General features: G+C 45.9%; 20 protein-coding genes and 1 pseudogene. 11 read left to right on the top strand and 10 right to left on the bottom strand.

The window, feature by feature from the left end:
- The first annotated feature begins 266 nt into the window (after positions 1 to 266).
- On the top strand, positions 267 to 1,712 hold the full coding sequence (locus B9N89_RS05300; protein ID WP_132316099.1) for a glycoside hydrolase family 2 TIM barrel-domain containing protein: 1,446 nt from the start codon (positions 267 to 269) through the stop codon (positions 1,710 to 1,712).
- Positions 1,713 to 1,714: 2 nt separating this feature from the next.
- On the opposite strand, the gene B9N89_RS31250 is transcribed toward B9N89_RS05300, so the two are convergent.
- The 3 genes from B9N89_RS31250 to B9N89_RS31685 all read right to left on the bottom strand — a co-directional run bounded on the left by B9N89_RS31250 (position 1,715) and on the right by B9N89_RS31685 (position 3,033).
- Positions 1,715 to 1,888 carry a hypothetical protein gene (locus B9N89_RS31250; RefSeq protein WP_159455161.1) on the bottom strand — a complete coding sequence of 58 codons (174 nt, stop codon included), beginning with the start codon at positions 1,886 to 1,888 and terminating at the stop codon, positions 1,715 to 1,717.
- Positions 1,889 to 2,233: 345 nt separating this feature from the next.
- The gene (locus B9N89_RS05295; RefSeq protein WP_132316101.1) at positions 2,234 to 2,542 is read right to left on the bottom strand and encodes a helix-turn-helix domain-containing protein; all 309 of its coding nucleotides are present in this window, start codon (positions 2,540 to 2,542) and stop codon (positions 2,234 to 2,236) included.
- A gap of 320 nt (positions 2,543 to 2,862) precedes the next feature.
- On the bottom strand, positions 2,863 to 3,033 hold the full coding sequence (locus B9N89_RS31685) for a hypothetical protein (protein WP_165931691.1): 171 nt from the start codon (positions 3,031 to 3,033) through the stop codon (positions 2,863 to 2,865).
- Positions 3,034 to 3,180: 147 nt separating this feature from the next.
- On the opposite strand from B9N89_RS31685, the gene B9N89_RS05290 reads away from it, so the two are divergent.
- On the top strand, positions 3,181 to 3,705 hold the full coding sequence (locus B9N89_RS05290; RefSeq protein WP_132316103.1) for a SixA phosphatase family protein: 525 nt from the start codon (positions 3,181 to 3,183) through the stop codon (positions 3,703 to 3,705).
- Here B9N89_RS05290 and B9N89_RS31245 read toward each other — a convergent pair.
- On the bottom strand, positions 3,665 to 3,838 hold the full coding sequence (locus tag B9N89_RS31245; protein ID WP_159455160.1) for a hypothetical protein: 174 nt from the start codon (positions 3,836 to 3,838) through the stop codon (positions 3,665 to 3,667). The genes B9N89_RS05290 and B9N89_RS31245 overlap by 41 nt on opposite strands.
- A gap of 214 nt (positions 3,839 to 4,052) precedes the next feature.
- On the opposite strand from B9N89_RS31245, the pseudogene B9N89_RS32380 reads away from it, so the two are divergent.
- A pseudogene (locus B9N89_RS32380) lies at positions 4,053 to 4,310 on the top strand (chemotaxis protein CheB).
- Between the two features lie 147 nt (positions 4,311 to 4,457).
- On the opposite strand, the gene B9N89_RS05280 reads toward B9N89_RS32380, so the two are convergent.
- Positions 4,458 to 5,717 carry a helix-turn-helix domain-containing protein gene (locus tag B9N89_RS05280; RefSeq protein WP_159455159.1) on the bottom strand — a complete coding sequence of 420 codons (1,260 nt, stop codon included), beginning with the start codon at positions 5,715 to 5,717 and terminating at the stop codon, positions 4,458 to 4,460.
- 415 nt (positions 5,718 to 6,132) lie between these two features.
- On the opposite strand from B9N89_RS05280, the gene B9N89_RS05275 reads away from it, so the two are divergent.
- The 3 genes from B9N89_RS05275 (at position 6,133) to B9N89_RS05265 (ending at position 9,258) form a co-directional block, all read left to right on the top strand.
- Positions 6,133 to 7,005, top strand: coding sequence for a hypothetical protein (locus B9N89_RS05275; protein WP_132316109.1), 873 nt, complete (start codon positions 6,133 to 6,135; stop codon positions 7,003 to 7,005).
- Positions 7,006 to 7,012: 7 nt separating this feature from the next.
- Positions 7,013 to 8,233, top strand: coding sequence for a hypothetical protein (locus B9N89_RS05270; protein ID WP_132316111.1), 1,221 nt, complete (start codon positions 7,013 to 7,015; stop codon positions 8,231 to 8,233).
- Positions 8,234 to 8,361: 128 nt separating this feature from the next.
- A complete protein-coding gene (locus B9N89_RS05265; protein WP_159455158.1) occupies positions 8,362 to 9,258 on the top strand; it encodes a DUF4421 family protein in 897 nt (298 codons plus the stop codon).
- 45 nt (positions 9,259 to 9,303) lie between these two features.
- On the opposite strand, the gene ggt is transcribed toward B9N89_RS05265, so the two are convergent.
- Positions 9,304 to 10,950, bottom strand: a complete 1,647-nt coding sequence (ggt, locus tag B9N89_RS05260) for a gamma-glutamyltransferase (protein WP_200820672.1) — start codon at positions 10,948 to 10,950, stop codon at positions 9,304 to 9,306.
- A gap of 487 nt (positions 10,951 to 11,437) precedes the next feature.
- Here ggt and B9N89_RS05255 point away from each other — a divergent pair, with 487 nt between their 5' ends.
- A complete protein-coding gene (locus B9N89_RS05255) occupies positions 11,438 to 13,084 on the top strand; it encodes a phospholipase D-like domain-containing protein (protein ID WP_132316117.1) in 1,647 nt (548 codons plus the stop codon).
- A 297-nt stretch (positions 13,085 to 13,381) separates the two neighbouring features.
- Positions 13,382 to 13,981 (top strand): hypothetical protein, encoded by a 600-nt coding sequence (locus B9N89_RS05250; RefSeq protein WP_132316119.1) that lies wholly within the window; start codon positions 13,382 to 13,384, stop codon positions 13,979 to 13,981.
- 47 nt (positions 13,982 to 14,028) lie between these two features.
- Here B9N89_RS05250 and B9N89_RS05245 read toward each other — a convergent pair whose 3' ends face one another.
- Together B9N89_RS05245 and B9N89_RS05240 are read right to left on the bottom strand one after the other, a co-directional pair.
- Positions 14,029 to 14,490 (bottom strand): type II secretion system protein GspG, encoded by a 462-nt coding sequence (locus B9N89_RS05245; RefSeq protein ID WP_132316121.1) that lies wholly within the window; start codon positions 14,488 to 14,490, stop codon positions 14,029 to 14,031.
- Between the two features lie 239 nt (positions 14,491 to 14,729).
- Entirely contained in the window at positions 14,730 to 15,521 is a 792-nt protein-coding gene (locus B9N89_RS05240; RefSeq protein ID WP_132316123.1) for a DODA-type extradiol aromatic ring-opening family dioxygenase, read from the bottom strand.
- A gap of 549 nt (positions 15,522 to 16,070) precedes the next feature.
- Between B9N89_RS05240 and rsgA the strand changes: the two genes are divergently transcribed.
- Both rsgA and B9N89_RS05230 read left to right on the top strand, forming a co-directional pair.
- On the top strand, positions 16,071 to 17,108 hold the full coding sequence (gene rsgA / locus B9N89_RS05235) for a ribosome small subunit-dependent GTPase A (protein WP_159455157.1): 1,038 nt from the start codon (positions 16,071 to 16,073) through the stop codon (positions 17,106 to 17,108).
- Between the two features lie 165 nt (positions 17,109 to 17,273).
- On the top strand, positions 17,274 to 17,966 hold the full coding sequence (locus tag B9N89_RS05230) for an SIMPL domain-containing protein (protein ID WP_132316127.1): 693 nt from the start codon (positions 17,274 to 17,276) through the stop codon (positions 17,964 to 17,966).
- 167 nt (positions 17,967 to 18,133) lie between these two features.
- Here the strand turns inward: B9N89_RS05230 and B9N89_RS05225 are convergent, their stop codons facing one another.
- Entirely contained in the window at positions 18,134 to 19,714 is a 1,581-nt protein-coding gene (locus B9N89_RS05225) for an AbgT family transporter (RefSeq protein WP_132316129.1), read from the bottom strand.
- Positions 19,715 to 20,046: 332 nt separating this feature from the next.
- Between B9N89_RS05225 and B9N89_RS05220 the strand changes: the two genes are divergently transcribed.
- Positions 20,047 to 20,832, top strand: coding sequence for a class I SAM-dependent DNA methyltransferase (locus tag B9N89_RS05220; RefSeq protein ID WP_132316131.1), 786 nt, complete (start codon positions 20,047 to 20,049; stop codon positions 20,830 to 20,832).
- Between the two features lie 10 nt (positions 20,833 to 20,842).
- Here the strand turns inward: B9N89_RS05220 and B9N89_RS05215 are convergent, their stop codons facing one another.
- On the bottom strand, positions 20,843 to 21,619 hold the full coding sequence (locus tag B9N89_RS05215) for a hypothetical protein (RefSeq protein WP_132316133.1): 777 nt from the start codon (positions 21,617 to 21,619) through the stop codon (positions 20,843 to 20,845).
- Positions 21,620 to 21,819 lie beyond the last annotated feature (200 nt).

Here is a 21,819-nt window from a genome sequence, read left to right as displayed (position 1 = left end):
TAATTTTTTACCCTAGCTTGCGTCTTGCCTCTGTAATATACGCAATAAAGGCATGGGTCGCCGTTCGGCATCATGTCTGCCGATTCTGAAACTAGTGGTAAGCACCTAGAATCAAACGCGGCCATGGATCTTGTCTATAAGGTTCTGTTGCTAGCCTGCAACAATCACGGTGCCAATTATAGGTTGCCCACAAATTAGAATCGCCAAATCTTGATACTTGCTCTAGCAGAATTCTTATTGCTGAATGTGTTGATGTGGAGTTGTTTATGAAACGTTTTTTTACCAACCATAGGCTTTCTAGCCTGTGTCTTTGCTTAACCCTAGCGATGGCGTGTGCTCCTGATCGCAATCTTGAAGATCCCAACTCTCGGCTTGCCACTGTAGATATTGGCTCTTTTCCAGAGAGTATCGAGCAAATGCAGATCGTCATCCATGCCCGCGAAGGGGAGGCCGATAAGCCTGTGGTCGATCAGCTATATGAGGAGCGCCAGCTGAAGGGCCATCAATTCTCTCTTGAACCAGGTCTTTATAACTTTCGGGTAAGGCTATTTAAGGACAATCGCTTGAGCTATGATTCAAGCGCTTGTCAGAATCCAGACTATCTGGCTCTCCAGAGTCCACCTGCCTTGGTGTCAGGTCGCAATCAAATCAAGCTCGTGGTTTGCTCTGTGGATGATAGCGATGAGCTTGTCGTCATTGAGCCACCTACGGAAGATGCAGAGCTTGAACTTGAAATCGTTCCAGAAGATCAACCAGCCAAGAATATGGCTGGAATCGCGATCGATGGACGGCAGCTTTTAGTGAATGGCAAATCGTATCGGATTAAGGGAGTCTGCTGGAATCCTGTGCCACTTGGAGAGAGGCATCCCCGTGTAATGTTCAATGAACCTGCACGGTATCAGAGCGAACTAGCCCACGATATAAAGTTGATGACAGAAGCTGGGATAAACACCGTTCGTACCTACGTACCCATAACGGACAAAGGAGTTCTGGATAATCTTCACCAGGCAGGAATTCGAGTGATCGTGCCGTTTTTTGGCAATCAGTCGAGCAACGAAGCCATTGCAACTGTTCACCTTGTCAAAGATCACCCGGCGATTCTGATGTATGAGGTGGGAAACGAGTGGAACTACAACCATCTTTACTCGGGCCTTAATTTCGATGAGGCTCTGGAAAAAGTCGGAGAGTTAGCGAGGGCGATCAAAGGCGCAGATCCTAGCCGACCTGTTGCAACATCTTTTGGAGAGCTACCTGAGCCTCATGTGCTTGATGGGCTGCCAGATATCGATATTTGGGGGTTGAATGTATACGCGGGCAAAAGCTTTGCGGATCGATTTGCCCGTTGGCAAGCATTAAGCCAGAAGCCTATGTACTTCTCTGAGTTTGGTGCTGACGCCTACGATAGTGTTCAAGGAGCTGCGAATCCGATGGCACAGGCAGAAGCCACCGAGGCATTGCTGATTGAGATTCGAAGCCACGGTGCTTATGGGGCTGCCCAACCGGCGACAATTGGTGGTACCATTTTCGAATGGAACGACGAATGGTGGAAAAATGACAACCCAGATCAGCAGGATCTTGGTGGGGTGGCGCCAGGTGGCGGCCCATGGCCCGATTTCACCTTCAACGAGGAATGGTGGGGCCTAGTAACCTTAGATCGTAAGACTAGGCCAGCTTACGACAGGCTTAAAAAGATTTATCGATCCTGGGAATAATTTTAACGCTTCTTAATGCGCTCCACAGGCTTCTTAAGTGGTGGAGTGGGTGTGATCTCGGGCCTCTTCTCGATCCAGGTAGGCACGTAGATCACACTGTCTAAGTCGATTTCAATGTCGATGATGATGTCTTTTTCAGGCTTCTTCTTTGGTTGATCGAACAGCCAGTCTCTCATTTTTGGTCCCCCCAAACACTTATCTCTTCCTAAAGACAAACTAGAGATCGGAGGGGCATCAATATTTGTTTAGAGTTTTGGAAAAAATCGATAATTTCCCTTTAATCAGTACTACAAGCTTGAAAATGAGCTAAAGTCCCAAAGCTCGATCAGCTCGAATCTGAAAATTTATCGTCAATAAAGACAAGTGAATATCATTTTTGATCTGAATATCATTCCAGTGACCCTGACAATGTCAGGGAATACGTGATTCTGATTTTAAGATTGAAGATGGCTTCAAGGACCGCTTGTTGTCCCATGAGGAGGCTCCCCAGTTTTTTGGGGAGTCGTAAGAAGCATGAGAAACTACATGTGTCCTTGGGAGCTTGACAGCTGGTGTGAGTGGTTTAGCCCGCCTTCGATTGCAGCTGGTGCTGGTTCCATCGTGTAGGCGAGCAGTCGGGATAGAAGGTGGGCTTTCGAGCTGACCCCGACCTTGGCGTTTATGTTTTTCAAATGGATGCGAACGGTATTCGGTGAAATCTCAAGGGACTCAGCGATCCCTCGGCCCGTACAGGTTCCTAGCGTCATCACCCGCAGGATATCCCTCTCCCGTCCACTGAGCTTGTACAGATTAGAAAAGCCTTCGATAGCATCACTAAGTCCTGTATTCATCTTGGTCCTCGCGTTTGAACAGAGCAAAACAACTTTCTGAAACCCTTAATACATTAATAAAAATTAATCTAGGAAAATCCTAAGCCTACGACAATGTGGAAGGTGTGGGGTCGGGTTTAAAAAAGTAAAAAAAGTAATGAAAAACTAAACGAAGTTAACATGTGCATTCGCCCGGATATATCTATTTTATTGAAAAGTGCGTCGAAAAATATCTTCAGATTTTTGGATTAATTGGCCTGGGTTATTTAAGTCAAGGTGTCAGGAGGGGAAGTTCTTCCTGCTCAAACGCAGGAAGATTGAAGTGCCGCTACGGTTTCCCGTTAAGCTGCTTTCTTGATCGCTTTACGAAGATTTTTGATTTTCTTCTTTTGCTTAGCAACTTTGCTCTTACGAGCTTTCAACTGCTTGTTAAGAACTTTCAGTTTCTTCTTTGAAGATTTCTTAGCTTGTTTTTTCTTCGCTTTGTCATTCTTCTTTTTTGCTTTAGCCATGATAATTCCCTTCGGTATGCTGTTATCGAAACTTGTGTTTCGTTTGACTTCAAAAATGTATATACATTCGATATACATAGTCGTCAAGGTTTGTTCACTAGAAAAAACAAAAAATCCAAAAACATTTTTTGAGAAAGTAGACATCATATGAAAAGGGTACAGCTACTGAGACACGCAAAATCTTCCTGGGATGATCCTCATCTTGAAGACTGGCAAAGGCCTTTAAATCCTCGGGGTAAAAAATCTTGCCAGCTCATGGCGCCAGCTTTAATAAAGGCTGAATGTGATTTTCAAAATATTTTTGTTAGCAGCGCGAAGCGCGCAAAAAGTACGATCAAGCGGATCGAAAAAGCTCTAGAAAAGAAGATCGCTTGGCAAGTTGATCGCGAGCTCTATACTTTTGATGGGGAAGACTTACTATGTTGGTTGATGAAATGTGATGACACAATGAAGTCGGTTCTCGTTGTTGGTCACAATCCCGCGTTAGAAGAATTGCTGCTCTGGCTCACAGGTGGCGAACGAGAGATGCCTACCTGCGCCTTTGTATCACTGGATATTAAAGTGGAAAAATGGGGCGATTTAAAGCCAGGGGTGGCTCAAGAATCCGTCTATCTCTACCCGAAAGGACTTCCTACTTGGAATCAAGATGCTCATCCAAGAAGTGACGGATAAATCGTCGGATTTCCCGAGCGGCAGTGGTATCCAAGTCTTCACAGAGCGATACAAACTGATCCCGCTCATCTGAGTTGATCCGGATGATCAGTTGGCTATCTTTCTTTTTGCTCGACTTCTTTTTTTTACTCACAATGGCCCCTCACAGTTTGAAGCGGTCGAAAATAGCTGGCTTTACTAAGGTGGGTCAAGGCGAATTTTGAATAGAGACAGTCGCAAACCTACCTTTCAGCTAACCAATCGACGTCTATATGGAAATTTCAAAGAGTGAGGTTTAGCATGATAAAATGGCGTGATCTGTTATCGACATTATTCTGTTATTTGGCTGCATGGGGATCGTTCCGGAAGTGATCGCGATGGTTCATCCAGATGATATTGTTGCAATTCTACTTACAGGGATGGGAGAAGATGGCGCCCAAGGCCTTAAGAAGCTTCGAGATCATGGAGTGCTAACGATTGCCCAAGACGAGTCATCATCTACAGTATTTTGAATGCCTAAGGCAGCTATTGATGGGGGAGCTGCTGAGCTGGTGCTGCCCTTGCATAAAATAGGACCATTCCTAAAGAACCTTGTGGCCTCCCATTCGCAAAAAAAATCAGCTTAGAGGCTTTATTAACACCATGGCACACAAAGCTTACCATGGGAGCAGACCTATGAGACAAGGTTTGGCTAAAAAATGCGAGGAGATCGTACACATCGTACAGTGACGAGTACTTATTAGGCGTGACGAATTACCATAGGTTTTGCTCCTCTAATATTGGTTCTTGCCTTTACAGTTTCGATACTCGTCCTGAAGGAGCGCTAGCCGGGTGGTAGCATCCGACTTCTTGAAGCTTTGTTTAGCCCGTCGGTAGGCAGATTCGGCTTCTGCATGGTTTTCCGCCGAAAACTCAGTATGCATCAACTCTGTGAGGAACATGCCTTTTTCTATGGGGTAGTGCCGGCCCATCTGAATGGCTTCACTAAGTAAATCTCTCGCCTTTGAGAACTGGTCGAGGCTTCGATAGATACGCGCCCCGTAATAGTAGTAAAGGTGGTCATCTTGTATGGTGCGAAGGACTTTGTGAGCAGCTTCGTAAGTCACTGCGAGGGCCTCATTGGGGGAGAACTGTGACTCTAGATTCGCTCTTAATATCTTCGTGTAGTGGATGCCTTTGCTAAATCGTGCCCTTTCGCTAAACTCTGCTGCTTTATCATAAGACTCTTTAGCTCGGTCGTAATGTTTACAATCGGCAAGGTGCGAACCATTGGCAAGGTAGGAGATCGCCCAAGAAATCTCGTCGACTTGGCTATCCTTACGACTTTGAAAATCCTGAATCTTAGCTTCTGAAACTGCAAGGGCCTCTTCGAACTCACCGGCATACATGAGCGCTCCAGACAGGTTGCTCAGGTTTTTCCATTCGCGACTACTTTCGGGATCTTCATTCAAGCAACGTTTGTAGTATTCGATGGCTTTTTTAATGTTGCCAAAGCAAGTTTCTGTCATGGCTTTTACAGCCATAGCATCCCAGTAGAGTAGCTCGTGATCGAGTTGTCGGGCGATATTTAGGCATTTGTCTACATACTCAGCGCTTTCCTTGATCTTGTTTTGGAAAAAGAATGCCTGAGCGAGATCCAAATAGAGGGCACCGATCAAGTCTTGTGGCAGCTCTTCCGTCATACTCGTTTTGATGACATACTCAAGCAGTTGCCAGTTATAAGTGCTCCGGACCATGGACTTCATATCTTTGCTGCTAATTAGTTCAGCAGCCTTTTTATAGTCAGCAGCTGATGCCTTCAAGTTGGCCTCAGACTTCAAGCTGATGTCATTAACATCCAGCTCTAAGATTTCAGCGAGAGCCTCCAGGTTTTCAACCTTAACCCACTTCACTTGGCCGTTAAGCCAGCGGCTTACTGTCTTGCGATCAACCCGAATCTGCTCCGCAATCCACCACTTCTTTAAGTCTAATTCTGCGATACGAGCTTTGACGGCTTCGGGGTCAATTATCGCGGTCGAGGGTTTTAGATCCATCGTATTCGGTTCCATAGCGCTGATGATCAAGGTGGGGATATTAGCAAGTTCTTGGCTGATGACAAGATGAATTCATACCTTAAGCTTTTCAAAAGTGTGCTTCTGCCTTGAAGGATTCCGTATGAGTGAGCTTCGATCTAAACTTTGATTGCTATTTAACATGCTGAAAATAATACAATTAATGCTTTTGGTGAGTCAATTTAATGGTGTTCAGGGGTTAACGTCACCTATGTTCATTGAACCATGAGTATTTTTACTTGAGCTGCTTTCGAGTCGAGAGAAAAATACCGATCACCGTGTCTGTAATTAGCTAGAATTGAGTGAGAAACCGCGTCTATTTTTTAAATATAAAGTTACTATACGCAAAATCCGATAAAAGGCCGTACGACTATACATTAGTTTAGAGGGGACTACCATGCGACAAGTATTAGTCTGGGCCTTTGCCCTAGGGGCTTTATGGGCCTGCGAAGAAAAGAATCCATATGCCAACCGGGTGGCGACAGCAGAGCAGAGTGCAGCTACTCCCGAGGGACAAGTTTCCTCTGGGAATCAAACTGGTGCTACTCCTGAGGAACAAACCCAGGAAGCCGAAAATTTATCTGAAGAAGCTCTCACAGTCACACAGCTTATCTGTCAGAGCAACGAATTCAGTGGCGTCCAAGCTGCGTTCGATGCAGCCTGTGTAAATGGTCAGGCCTCTGTTGCCCTAGCGACTGCTTTAGAGCAGCCTTACGATGGCGCGGGCGATCCTGTCATCAATCTTCTTCAATCAGATGATGTCAATGGGGTAAGTCAGTTTTTGGTGATCACCTCATTAAAAGTGGCTGTTTCGCCAGCGGATGTGCTGGCACAAGCCAATGCGCTCAACGAAGCTGATTTTAGCGAAGGCAATGCCACGGTAACCCAAACCGAGATAAGCTCGGTCGCAGGCGATGGCGCTCCGATCATGCTCAGTACGGAAATTCAGTTTGACCTAAACGTTTCGGTAGGCATTATCAATGTTAACGATGTCCGAATCTTGAGCAAGGAGTTTTTGGTGCTTGATTCCGAGACACAGTTGATGGGCTACAGAAGTGTCCTCAAGGCTGGTGAACCTGATAATGAAGATAATATACTGGCAAATCAGATTTCATTTTGGGTGCCTCAAGAAGATGGTAGCACAGTGCTCATTACGATTTCACAGCAGCATGCAGATAATCGAGGCCAGCACGCCACAGCCGAAACCACATTCCAAGGTGTGGCTCGAAGGTCGCTGCTAGATACATACGCTCTATTTGGTGGGCAGTGAGTTTGTCATGAAACTTCCACTTCCACATCTTGCCCTTGTTTTCCTCTCTGTATGGAGTGGTCCTAGCTTTGGATTTGATATTTTCGATTACCAAGGTGCCTCAGCCAAGCTCTATGGAGGGGCTGGTATTACGGAGAGTCGTAACGGCGAGGCGATTTTTTATAATCCAGCCAACCTTTGCGACACTAAGGGAAGTGAATACCACTTCGATCTTTCACCTTCGAGTTTGAGCTATCAATTCACTCCCGCGGAACCAAGCGTCCCCCAGGGAAATATAGACGTTCCATTGCTGCCTCTACTTTCTGCTGGGGGTGCGATGAGGGCTAAGGGTAGCCCTCTGGCAGTTGGTCTTATTTTTGTACCGACGGGGGCGAATACTAAGACAGAGGTGAAGGACTTTCCTATTGCCGTCGGCGGTCAGTACCAGGTTGCTGCACTAGAGAACACTCGTAAAGGATATAAGCTTGGTTTTGGAGTCGGTTACAAACCCCTTAAAAATCTTCAATTGGGTGCAAGTCTGATTTATGACTACTTTGATAGTGAATCAAAAATTTTCCTTGCTGGGCAGGAGTTTTTAGCTGTTAGCAATCAGAATCGGATCCTGCTCCCGCGGCTTGGAGTGAATTACCGATTTAAAGGCCTCGGTAAACTAGGAGTCGAGTGGCAGCCCAGCGTAAAAAGCTGGTACTCCCTTTCAGCCAACGTGAGCGGGGCAGATCCTGTTGCCGTCTATCGCCAGACCTACCGCCCTCAAGTGTACGGCATCGGTGTCAGATCTGAATTTTCGGGCCGTAATCAGGTGTTTGGTCAATATCGTTTTGAAGACTGGGTGAACGGCACCTTTGCTGAGCAAAATCCCACCCAAACTATCCTTGGCGATGCCCCAGTTGAATTCCTCAATGCTCATAGCTTTGTGTTGGGAGCCGAGCGTCGGATGAAGTCCCTTGGCAAGGCAGTAGGCTCGTTCTCATTTTTTGGTCCGAACAAAGGTGGTGGAGTCTATGATGAGAGTGGGAACATTGCCTTCAATGGTCGCGGAGTTCAGGACTTTGAAAGCTTGAAACGCTATCATGTTACAACTGGTCTGGAGCGAGCGTTTCGCGGTGACCTAGCATCGATCTATGGCAGCTACATCCGAGCCACTGCAGTAAGCGATGAAGATACGCCATCGGCAGGCTTTTATGAGATGACCATCTACATGCTCGGCTATGGGCACCGTTTTAGATAGGCTCCAACCCACTGAGCTAAAGTTATCTTTAGAGTCGCCGACACCGAAGACACCAACATTCAATATCTTTTCGGGAGTTGGTGGCATTGGCCCTGCGACTGGTAACCATAGTTATCTTACATATGCTCATGACAAATCAAGTTTTTGCCAAGAGCCCAAGTTCCGTGTTTGTCGGCTGGCGCCAGCCTGATTTGGGGCTAGAGGTCGATGATGAAGGGCTGGATAATAAAGATGGGGATGTCCATCGCCTGATCTATGAGCCTAAACTACCCAATATCCTTGTCTTAGGCTTCTCCTGGCGAGGTCTTACTGTAAGTGGATCACTTGATGTTCAGCTAGAGGATGATGATAAGTCTGTAGATTACACTGACTACAAACTTGGCTGGTATGAATCATGGTTTGGGATCGACGGTTCTTACACGAGCTTCGAGCGGTTTCGAATTACCGAGACTTCAGGTTTTAATACCGAGCTTTCAGACGACGATCTATTTAAGAGAGATCTGGTAGCCACATTCATCGCCGCAAGTTTATACGCTTTCCCCCTGGCATGGCGCTATGATTTCGAAGCTGCATTTGACCCCTCCAAAGAAAAGCAGACCGGCATCGGCCTAGGTCTTATCGGCTCTTGGAACAGCATCGATATTGAATCCATGTCGGGCTTAGTTCCCAGCGATTGGCAAGCTGCTTTTGGGGGAGATGGTGGGTTCACTAACGGAACTCTTACGGGATATAATCTACAGTTGGCCCTAGGAGGCACTCTGGCTTGGCAGGGACTTTTTTTAACAGCCCTATATGCCAGTGGAGAAGGTCAGCACGAATTTACCTATACCGTTGGTCCCGATGAGCGCGATGGGGACGGCGACTTGAATAAGCTAACAGAGCGCTTTGCTGCAGGATATTCCGGTAAATTTTGGTACTTGGTCTTTAGCCTGGAGCAGGAGTCGCCGACCTATGCCCTTCGATTTATGTCTTTGACTCCTAGCCGACGGGATATGAGTTTGGTTTTTGGTATCAAGTGGAATTAGTGATTGTGAGTTAGTTGACGCGAATCACAAAGCACTGACGATCAGCTAATATCCTATAGCAGCACCATCTTTACGGCTTTCCGATGCTCCATAGTAAACTCCATTATCATCACGCATGATCGCTTGGTAACCCCCAAAGGAGCCAACATTCCATTGCAACTGATGACCCCGCTTACTAAGTTCTCGTCGTGTTTCAGCTGAAAAACCGCTTTCTAAGCTAACCACGCCACCGTCATCCATCCTTTCACCAGTGGGTTGCGATGATCCTCGGTGGAGGATTCTTGGAAAATCTCCAGCTTCCTGAAGGTTCGCGCCAAAGTGAATCATGTTCATCATGATCTGAACATGCGCCTGCGGCTGTGTGGCTCCTCCCATAACTCCATAAGCCATAAAAGGTTTATTGTTTTTTGTGATAAATGCCGGAATGATAGTATGAAAAGGTCGTTTGCCAGGAGCATAGGTATTGGCTTCGCCCTCGTTCAAGCTAAATAGTTCCCCTCGGTCTTGAAGGATAAAGCCCAAGCCTGTCGGTGTCATACCGGAGCCCATTCCCCGATAGTTCGATTGAATCAAGGACACCATGTTGCCATCACGATCCGCAGTGCTCAAGTAAATGGTATCTCCTTCCTCAAGAACTTTGGGATCAGGCTTGAAGCTTTTTGCAGCGCGGTTCGGGTCGATTAGCTTAGCCCGACGTTTAGCATAGGATTCTGAAATTAGGGTTTTGACCGGCGTTTTATAGAAATCTAAGTCCGCGTAGTATCGAGCCCGATCCTCGAAAGCCAGTTTCTTGGCCTCCACAAAGGTATGAATATAATTGGGGTCATCTAGGCTCCAGTCCTTGCTATCAAATTGCTTGAGTATTTGAAGGATCTGAAGAGCGGCAATACCTTGACCATTGGGAGGAAGCTCCCAAAGACGGAAACCTCGATATTCGACGGAAACGGGTTCCACCCAATCAGAGCTATGGTTTGCTAGATCGTCGTAACTCAAATACCCATCTTGCTCTTTCATATAGCGGGCAATGATCTTTGCGATGCCGCCTTTGTAGAACTCATCACGGCCTTTCTTGGCAATCAGGTCTAAGGTTTTCGCGAGATCTGGATTCTTAAAAATCTCACCTTTTCTGGGTGTACGACCTTCAGGCATGAATGTTTCTTTGAAATTAGGGTAGGGTTTAAGGTACCTGGCATTGCGTTCCCAGTAGTAAGCGATAAGCTCGCTTACCGGGAAGCCTTGGCGAGCGTAGTCAATGGCTGGTGCTAGGACATCTTTCATAGGGAGGCGTCCAAACTTCTTATGCAGCTCGAACCAGCCGTCCACAGCTCCTGGAACGGAAACAGGTAGCGGGCCGAAAGAGGGAATCTTCGTCAAGCCCTGCTTTTTTAGCTCTGTCAGGGTTAAAGATTTTGGGGAACGCCCAGATGCATTTAGGCCATGAAGTTTACGGGACTTTTGGTCCCATACAATGGCATAAAGGTCACCCCCTAGACCGCAGCCTGTTGGTTCTACGAGAGCCAAGACAGCGTTAGCTGCGATGGCAGCGTCCACCGCCGAGCCGCCTTTTTTCAGGATATCGATGGCTACCTGGCTTGCTATAGGTTGGGAGGTGGCTGCCATGCCTTGGGTGGCAATCACTTCAGAGCGGCTGGCAAAGGGGCTGCCAGTGATTCGGTCAAAGGCCAATGCCATGGTTGAGGACCAGCTGGCCAATATGATGAATAGTTTAGTAAGTTGATTTGGTAGGGAAAGCATAAGTGACCTTTATTTTTATTATGAAGTTTGCGTTTTAAACGATTTTGAGACCATAGCCCAGTAAATGATCGTTACAAAGCGGAAGTGACGTTTGAAGGTCATTAGAACTGGCAAAGATTCCATTGGTAAAGCCAAATCTTCTGGCCTACTAGCAAGCATTAGCAGCGATTAGGCGTTTGTCCATTCTACCAATGAGCGAGACCCGAATGAAACCTTCAATTTAACCGGATCTCGAAAGCCTCATGAATCGGGGCATAAAACGAAAGTCAAAGTTAGTATTGATGGTTTCAGTCTTCAGGGAGAGCCGAGGAGTGATTACAGATAGGTAAAAGGGTTGTAAATAAACAAATCCACTATTTACATAGCCATAATGACAGTGCTATAAAGTGCGAGTCTTATCCTCCCTTTCGTTCAAAGGAATATTATGAAACTCTATAGCCCTTTCTTATTTGCCCTAGTGATTTCTGCATGTAACTCAGGACCTAGTAAGTCTGATGATGGCACAGCGCCTCCAAGTAGCCCAAAAGAAGATGTTCTCAAACCAGAAGAAGGAACTAAAGCTCAAGGCTTACCTGAAGCTGTTCCAACAGCCCCTGAAGTCGTTGGTGAGCAAGGCAAGAGGGAAATAGAGCCGGGTTCGAACGACCAGAGTTCAGCAACCGAACTAAACAAACCTTTAGTTAAAAAACCAGAAGTTAAAAAAACAGAAGTTAAAAAACCAGAAGTTGAAAAACCAGAAGTTGAAAAACCAGAAGTTGTAACACCTGTGGTTGAAACACCTGTAGTTGAAAAACCAGAAGTTGCAACACCTGTGGTTAAAAAACCTGAAGTTGAACCTAATTTGGAAACAAGGGTAATATTTGCGCCGTCACGGGACAAAGAAATTGAAAAGACAATCATCGAGTCGATCAAGGCTGCAAAAAATGAGATCAAGATCGCGATGTATAGCTTTAGTAACAGAGAGATAAAGGCTGCTCTAAAAGAAAAAGCTAGTGACGATAGTGTTAAGATTAGAGTTCTGATCAATAACGACACTAAATATACTCTTTTGAAGGGAAAGACTATATGCAGTATCTGTACTGACTTTGAAAATGCAGGCATCGAAGTAAGGTACAACATAACAAAGATGCACCATAAATTTGCTGTGATCGATAATAATATTCTCCTTTCAGGATCAGCCAACTGGAGTAGCACGACTTTAGATGAAAATGACTCTAAACCGTATGACGAAGATTTTTTCAAAACTCGTAAGGCTGAACTTGTCGGCGGTTTTTCTTCAGAGTTCACCTATATTTGGAACAACGCAGCTCACTGGAACAATGAGCTTAGCAACGGGACTGATGTGACTTTTATAAATATTGTCGAGACTGAATACCAACCAAGTGATTTGGTGAGATTTACTTCAAGTAACTTTAAGAAGAGTAAGACTACTGAAGGAAGATGGTCTAAAGTAGGCAGTGCTGTAGCAAGTGCATGGCTTATCGAAGCTATAGACAGTGCAAGATCAGAAATCAAAATAGCAACCACTCACTATAATAGACCCGATATTCATCAGGCGATTATTCAAGCATTTGAACGTGGTGTTAAGGTTCAGTTAGTAACCGATGGCGGTGAATATGCGTTTAGAACATCAGCAAACTCCAATGTAGACCGTGACTTAGCCCTGATTCTGGGAGATGATAATGTCCGTTTTAAAAGAAACTACCGATTTCATTCTCACAAAATTGCCCAGCAGATGCATTCAAAGTATATGGTTGTAGACAACTCAGCGGTGTACACCGGGAGCTATAATTGGTCTGAAACAGCTGAAACAGGTAAATTCGAAAACTTAGTGAAGTTCACACATCCAGCGATCGTTAAAAGCTACAGTGAAAACTTCAACAAGATTTTCAACTATAATCGAGGGGACGCACTGGAGGAGTTTAAAAAAGATATTATGAGTCAACAAGGATCAGATGATAGTGCAAACTGGGAGCTTTGTCGATTCTCTGTGCCATTTACTCTAAGTAGCACAGAACTTACTCAACTTTTTGATCTCTTTCGCGATAGCAATTACAGATGTAAGCCGTAGTCTTGACTATGACTTGAAATTCCTTGAACGAAGGATTTAGTGGGGGAAGTGCTGAAACACTTCCCCCTTTCTGTATCTAAACGATAAAGCTATGTTTGAGCTCTTGAACTTCGTGTCAAACTTATACACTCGATGGCAAGGAACTCTTAGCCTATTTCCTATCTTCTCAGTATAATCATAAGATTAAATAGGCATCACGCCTCCCTCAGAAGGTTCCCAAGATCGGTATGATTGTTGCTCTACGAAAGAAGCCAAGTCACTGGCAAACATGATTATAGAGTTATATTTGGAGTTATGATGAAAAAACTACTTGCTGTGTCCGGAATTGTTTTTGCTGTTGCCACGAGTGCCTGTCTTCCCCAAAAAAAAGATAAGCGTACAGATCCAGTTGACACTCCCAGTTTAGAGAACGTGGATAAAAAAACTGAAGAGAATAACACAGTGGGCCAGGTTCTTCCCCCTCAAGTTGTCGACACAGAAACCAAGGTTCCACCTACCCAACCAGTAGAGTCTGTTGAAACGAAGAAAGAAGAAGAACTAAAGATCTACGTTTCCATGGCAGACGTAAAGTGTCCCGAAGGAACCAAACTTCCCCAATTCAGTTACTTTTCTGATAGATTAGCCGAGCTTCAAAAAGAACTATTTGCAGCGGATGGAGAAAACATCTACAAAGTCCAGTCAAGCGACGTAAAAGTTTTAGCTGGGGACTACTTATTCTGGTATATGTCTAATTCTGAAAAGGCCCCTCGAATCTTGCGCCTTACAGCTACTGAAGACGGTACTTTAGTAAAGAAAGCTTATCTAGAAGGCCACAAAGAAAATATCGCTGTTATTGAGCTAGAAAACTATACCCCTGAAGCAAACCTTATGTGTGTTGAGGATGCTCCAGCCGAGTAATAGCCGTGTATGTAAGATCCGGCCTATTATTCCGGATCTTACTTAATTTAATTATCGCCCTCCTCTTGAGAGTTAATATCATCGTCTGTTCCTGCTAGGGTGTCGGGACCAGCTGATATAATCGCAAAGCTATTACCCTCAATTTCATAGCTTAATGGTGTCCCCCAAGGATCAAGCAATTGGTTTTCGTTAAGATAGGGTCCCCGCCATCGCTTAATCCCCGGGTTCTTGATTAGCGCATCTAGTCCCTGTTCAGAGGTGGGCAGCTTGAACGTATGAAGCCGATATCGAGCAAGCGAGGAGTTGATCTTACTCATCTGCAAACGGGTTGTTTGAATTCTTGCATCGGTGCCCACCTCCATGAGACCATCAGCCAAAATTGCCATCAAGCCTCCCATAATTGAAATGACTATTAGTATTTCGATTAACGACATTCCAGACTGGGTTCCTTGTTGTTCTTGCGCTTTACGGAAGTTTTTGATGTAGAGCGAGAGATTTATTTGTTTCATTTCGATCGTCTCCAATTGTAACAAGTAATAGAATCGCTGAGCCAAGCAGCAAGGAGATTATCGTGAAAGGTTGTTGCCATTAGGTGGGAGAAAGGTTCAAAATCGTTATCGACATAAAGCTCGGCTGTGATTAGATCATGCTAGCACCTATAAGAAGGGGGCATGCAAACTGTTACATACCCATTGCCTGATCAAATAAATAGAATCAGTAACGCTAGGAACTTGAGTCAGCCAAAACATCACCCCCAACGAAAGCTAGTCATCGCAAAAAACCCATAGTGATAGGAATGGTGAATACATCGAGCCAGATCACCCGAGCCTGCACCCATCGCCACAATCAGGGGGAGAAAGTGATCGGGGCTTGGGTGATTGAAATAGCCGTAAGGGGCAGCCTTTTTGTAATTTAGAATCACCTCATGGTCGTTGATGTTACCTCGGAGCCAATCTGAGAACGCTTGAACCCTTGGGTCAGGGGCTGCATGGAGCTGAGGAACGCCGCCGGGCCCAAAGAAGGCTCCCAAATTGTGAGTTGCTGTTCCACTGCCTACCACCAAATACCCCAGTTCTCGGAGAGGTTTGAGAGCTTGCCCAAGCTGGTAGTGCTCCTTTGCGGAGCCACGGAGTTTGATGGATAAGCTAATCACGGGCAATTCACCTTGAGGATACATCAAGCCTATGGGAATCCACACTCCATGATCCATGCCTCGTGTGGGGTCTTCGCGGATATCGAGCCCTTGGGATTTTAATACCCCGATCAGTTCCAATGCTCCATCTTTAGACCCTGACGACTGATATTGAACATCATAATATTGGGGTGGAAAACCACCAAAATCATGAATAGTAGCAGGTGATTCCGCACTCGAAACAGAGAACTGTGGTTCTTGCCAGTGAGCTGATACCACTATTAAGCCTTTAGGTTTACGCTCTAAATCGCTAGCAAGGTTGCAAAGAAATTCTCTGGCTGGCGACGGAGTATCCCAAAGCAGTGGCGATTCGTGAGACAGAAACAGAGTTGGCATGATCTTGCTCATAGCTGTTTTCCTTTCGGGATAGTTAGGACGATCCGTGAACTTGGCATTTCATGCTGCTTAGCAACGTGTCTACTCTCGGTGAATTAATGCGACTCGAAAATCCCTTAGTTGGGAACTCATTGTTTGCTATTTCGAACAGTTCTCTTAAGTAACTGATATTAAATGATAATATGTATGTTATGGCCTCCGACTAGGAAGGGCGCGAACCTTTTTTGATTGAATAAACAGCGACAGATTAATAAAGCTTTGGTTCCAAAATTCCGAATAGTGGTCTATCAAGTTCAGATGAAAGCACTTCTTGATTCCGAGGACAGGGACTGCTATAACTAAATCGAATCAATTCACTTTTCCAGAAGGAGGATAGTATGATTGTAGGAAAAACGGCGAAGGGATTCTTTTAGCAACAGACAAGAGCACCAATAGACCGCTCATGTTCTGGACCCACCCTCTCGCCTCCTAAGTTTAGTATTTTTAAGAAAAATTGAATGAAAAATCGCTGTAATGTACCAGTGCGTGCATCTTGCGAAAAATCTATTTACGAGGACTACTGTGAATCTACATTCATTGGGTTTTGGGCAGTTTTTTATGAGCCAAATTGAAGACTATGAGCAGGAGATTGATAAGATTGCTCGGGTTTTAGCGGTGCACAAGGGAGTTTTAGAAGTTCACAATGGCGAAATCTCGGCGCAAGCTCGGCTGCCGGAGAGTATTAACATGCAACCAACAGTGGGTGATTTTGTTTTGCTCGACGGCTTGCTCGACTCTGATTCTTTGGCTGTGAAGCAGGTATACGAGCGCAAGAGTCTACTGCAACGGATGGCTGCTGGCAATCGCAGCCAGGTGCAGCCCATCGCTGCTAATGTCGATTATGCCTTGATCGTGACATCGATGAACGATGAATTTAATCTGAGTCGCTTAGAGCGATACTTGCTCGCAATCCAAGAAAGCGGAGCAACACCGGTGGTTGTTTTGAGTAAGCAGGATCTATGTGACAATCCAGACGACTACATTGAGCAGGTGGAGCGGATTGCACGTGGAGTTCAGATCATTCCGATCAGTGCTCCCAAGAAGCTTGGTCTAGATAAGCTTCTTAGCCTGTTAAGCCCAGGTGCGACGCTGGTCGCTATTGGATCATCTGGTGTAGGGAAAAGTACCCTGGTCAATTATATCTGTGGCGAGGATATGCAGAAAACCCAAGCGATCAGCTTCTTCGATAAGGGCAGTCATACGACTACGTCCCGGCAGATGCTGCAAGCGGCGAATGGGTCTTTGGTCATTGATACTCCCGGAATGCGGGAGTTCCAGCCGATTGTTCAAGCTGAAACTATCAGTGAGGCCTTTGATGATATCGAGTCGAAAATGCCTCACTGTCGCTACAGAAATTGCTCTCACACTGTCGAAGACGGTTGCGCAATTCTAAAGGCCATTGAAGCTGGCGATATTGATGATAGACGTTGGAAAAACTATCAAAAGATGCAGCGAGAGCAGGATCGTCGAAATCAAGCTTTCAAGCAAAACAGCAAGCTGCGTTGGAAGAAGGTTCATCTCGATATGCGTCAAAGGAAGAAGATGGAAGACCGTTCCTGACCTCCATAGTTAGAGTCTGCCTGAACCAGCTCAGGCAGACTCTTAGGCGCCTTTCATCATGAAAGGTGCTATCTTGAAGGAAAACTCAGTTCTGTAGCTATGGATTAGATGACGAAGATTCTAGCTATGGAGAACGCATTTTCCTCATGATAAGGAGATTAAAACGTGTTGAAACATTCTGTACTTCTACTTGTAATCCTATTGTCCAGCCAAACATTTGGAGCAGTCTCAGAGATTGAGTCCAAAGTCCTTCAGGTGTCTGGTCATGGAAAAGTTAGCCTACCAGCGAGTATTGCTCAGATCTCGGTAGCTATTTCGATTCTAGATAAAAATGCAGCCAAGGTGCAAGGTGAGCTAAGGACCAAGACTAATCGTCTCACCAAAGCTTTAAAAGGCGATAAGGTTGAGAAACTAAGTACAGATCAATACCAGATCCAAACAAGGTCTCGCTACCAAGGGGGCAAAAAGCAAGATCTTGGTTTTGAAGGCCTAGCGATTCTTAGCTTTGAAGTGCCCGTTGATCGGGCTGGTGAAATGCTGGATCGAGTCATTAAGCATGGCGCTAACGAAATTCGTCATATTCGCTTTACCGCGACTGAGCAAGAGCTAAGCCATGCTCGCAATAAGGCACTTGCCATGGGTGCGCAAAAAGCACTTAAGGAGGGACAACAGATTTTGGGCAGCCTAGGACTCGACTATCAGGAGATTGCTCAAGTGATAGTCGGCCCCCAGGGCGGAGGCCCTAGAGATATGAGTCGCTTGCAATTTGCTCGCAGTAGTGCTGATGAATCGGTAGCGATCGAAGCGGGAGATGTGGATGTAGGTGCTCAGGTAATGCTGATTCTTAAGTATAAGTAGGGACATCCACATTCCCTAGAGGCAGTTGAATGCCACTAGGGCCTAGTCGATTTGAAGTCTCGGTGTTGTTGACTTTGTCACTCGCTTGTCACCATACCCAGCACCTACTGTCTCCTTGTCGCCTAGCCGAGAATTCAACTTGCCTAGGCTAGGGAGCCAGAAAATCTCTAGGGAGTGAAGTAGGTCGCTGCTCCAGGCCCCACAGGCAATCCAAATACAAACACCCAAAGATAAAACCAAGTAGCCCAACCAATAAGAAACACAATGGAGTAGGGTAGCATCGTACTGATGATGGTCCCCATACCCAGGCGTTTATCGAAGCGATGGGCAAACGCTAGAATTAGCCCGAAGTAGGACATCATAGGTGTGATGATATTCGTTGTCGAATCACCAATGCGGTAAGCAGCTTGAATCAACTCTGGGCTATATCCCAGCAACATCAACATAGGCACGAATACCGGTGCGGTGACAGCCCACTGGGCGGATGCTGATCCTAAGGAGAGATTGATCAGAGCACACATTAAGATGAATGGAATAAAAACCCCTATTCCAGTTAGGCCGATGCTCTGTAGGAAATCAGCGCCTTTGACTGCTGTAATAAAGCCTAAGTTGGTCCACTTAAAATAAGCGATGAACTGGGCCGCGAAGAAGACTAGGACAATGTAAAGGCCCAAGGTTCTCATGGCCTGGCTCATCCCTTCGATAACGTCGTCCACAGACTTAAAGGCACCTACCGCATAGCCATAAACCGTGGATGGAATCAAGAAGAAGAGGAATAGAAACGTTACGATTCCCTTTAGGAATGCAGACTTGAGAATTGTGGGATCTGATGGGTTGCGTAGTACGGCTCCCTCGGGAAGTAACAAGACTAACGTGATCGCTGTTAAAACTAAGAGGCTTAGGCCACTGTAGAGTAGGCCTTTTTTTTCTTTAGTCGTAAGTGCTTCGAGATATTGTTTTTCAGCACCATCTTCGAAATCACCATGGCCTGCCTCATAAGCTCCAAGTGTGGGTTCTACAATCTTCACAGAAATCCACCAGCCTAGGATTGTAACAATCATACAACTCGATGCCATGAAGTACCAGTTTACGGCGGCATGGACGCTGTATTCGGGGGCGATCAAGCGAGCAGCCTCTTGAGTGATTCCAGATAAGAGAGGATCAACTGTGGAGATCAATAAATTCGAACTGTATCCACCGGAGACTCCAGCAAATACTGCTGCCATTCCAGCAAGCGGGTGCCGACCAAGAGCTAGGTAGATGAAGCCGCCCATAGGAACCAGCACCACGTAACCCATTTCTGAGGCTACATTGGAGATGACTCCAGCGAAGACAAGTACAGGAGTGATCAAATGAGCTGGTGCCTTCAGAACCAAGGCACGAATCACAGTTGCCAATAGCCCTGACTTTTCAGCAACCCCGACTCCCAGCATGGCTACTAGAACGGTTCCAAGGGGAGCAAAGTCTGTGAAATTTCTGACACAGCTAAGAACCATCCAACGAATTCCTTCAGCGCTCAGAAGGCTCTTCGCAAGAATGACGCCATCCATGGTGCGTCCCTTTGCGCCCTCAGGACGAGGATCGGGGACCTGCAGCCCAAGTTGCTCGCACAGAAAACTCAGAATCACCACACCTGCGGCGAAGATTGCGAACAGAGCGACGGGGTGGGGTAGAAGGTTTCCCGCCCATTCTACGAAGCGAAGAAACTTTGAAAACCAACCTTTTTTTGTTGGGGCATGGCTTGTCATACGGTCTCCATCAGATACTTGTGTGCTATTATAGCTGACTAATTTACTTCAGCAGCCTATCTTGTAGCCCAGTTAGCACTGGCTCGAAAGCCAAATATGAATTTTATGAATCATGGCAAGGCCGGTGGTGCCAGCTTGTACGGGTCCCTTGGCCGGTGCTTTACTAAGGGTTCATGGTGTGTTTATTCAGGGTCGGCATACTTTGTTGAAGCATAAGTTTGGTGAAAAATTCAGGTGAATCCGGGTAGCTGCCTTGAAACTTCGCTGCAAGTATGTTGGTATCTTAATAATATACATTGCAAAATCACTTTGATCTGAACACGGAGCCTATCTTGTATCACGAACCTTCTATTCAAGATTTCGATGAGATTATCAGCCAAGGTCCAATTCCTATTAGATTTCCACGGAAGTCAGACCTCGATCAAGATGAGGAGTGGTGTGAAATCAAAATGGATGGCGAGTGGCGGAAAATTCGCTTTCACGACTATGACGAGATTTATAAGATCCCTGGCCTCTACGAAACCATCTTCTATCGAACCCTGCGCTGTAATTCCCCTTGGAAAGTTGCTGATCTTTTGCGGGATGTGATCCTAGAGGAAAAGATCAACCCTGAAGAAATGAGGGTTTTTGATCTCGGTGCTGGCAATGGGATGATGGGCGAGGCCCTACAAAATCTTGGCATCCGATCTATCACAGGTTGCGATATTCTTGATGCTGCAAAAGCGGCGACCATCAGGGATCGGTCGTGGGCCTACAACGAATACTTTGCTATGGATCTAACGAATTGTGACGAATCGATTATGACCCATCTCAAAGAGCAGAGGTTTAACCTAGTTACGACTGTCGCAGCTCTAGGGTTTGGTGATATCCCACCTGCTGTATTCTCGGTTGCTTATAACCTGCTAGATGTTGGTGGATTGGTGGCCTTTAACATCAAAGAAGACTTCCTCAGTAAAGAGGATCAAGGTGGATTCTCGGGTTTGATCAACAACCTCACCAAGTCTGGCCAACTGCGGATCGAATACTATCGAAGATACTGCCATCGTTTTAGTATCAATGGTGATCCCTTATTCTACATTGGTATCGTTGCACAGAAAACCACAGACGCAGACATATAGATCTTATATTTCACAGAGCTAGAATTGTAGAGAAGCGTTCTGGTTGGCTCAATGGTTGCCAGTCTTGATCGTAAGCATCACGGTACTGGCAAGCAAATTCTGTGCAAGGATCATTGCCACAAACTCCAATACGGAAATTTCGACACTCCTGTTCGATGTCTCCGCAGGGCACTCGAATTCGATAAGGGTCATCAGCATGGTGTACACCATGCTTTGTGTAGACCAATCGAATATGCCCCCCTTTAATGGCTCCATCACAGATAGGGTCCGTGACTAAGGGTATCTCTAGGCGGGCGCGATTCGCGACCCTAAGAGATTTATTTTTAACGGTGACGTGGCTTTCAACGAGTAGATCAAGCCAGCGTCTACTGTTATGTTCTTTATAGCGTTCCACTGAGACCTTTGCAGATCCGGTGCTCAGGCTCGGGCTGGATGAAAGAAACAACTGTTCCAGTGTGCTTGAGTCTTTGGCTATGACTGGTCTCACCATTAACGCCCGACCTGACGGAGAGATGCGCACGTTCTTGGTTCCAACTCCTATGAAGCTCCCCTGATGATAATCTATGGGCGAGGCAATATTGAAGTCCTTGCTATGGAAGGCTGCTTTCACCAACGATAGTGCTGATAGATTGAGATCTTGACCATCGCTCTGTAGTTGCGATCGGGAGGCTTGAGTTTGCAAGATATTGACTCCTAGCCATTGCTGCTTTACGTGCATCAAAGCAGAGATTCCAGAGAAAAAAAGGATCAGTAAGCTTACCTGCCCTGATTCATGATAGCGTATCATTAGCCCCCCTTAGGCGATGTTCGGCCATGCTATCGGCGTGAGGCTAAAGGCGGTTGAATGGTTGGAAGAGGTTCTTTAACCGTTCAGGAACTAGAGCAGCTTGCTTGGTTTGCATCGCAGGTAGGCGGGTGGACTTAACTAAAAGATGATAACTGAGCAAATCAATTTCATTTGCAGTTCGCCCAAATCATCCGGTCGAT

It is taken from the genome of Pseudobacteriovorax antillogorgiicola (genome assembly GCF_900177345.1).
GTDB lineage: Bacteria > Bdellovibrionota_B > Oligoflexia > Oligoflexales > Oligoflexaceae > Pseudobacteriovorax > Pseudobacteriovorax antillogorgiicola.
The sequence above is the reverse complement of the archived record's forward strand: the minus strand, read 5'-3'. Positions and strand labels throughout refer to the sequence as shown.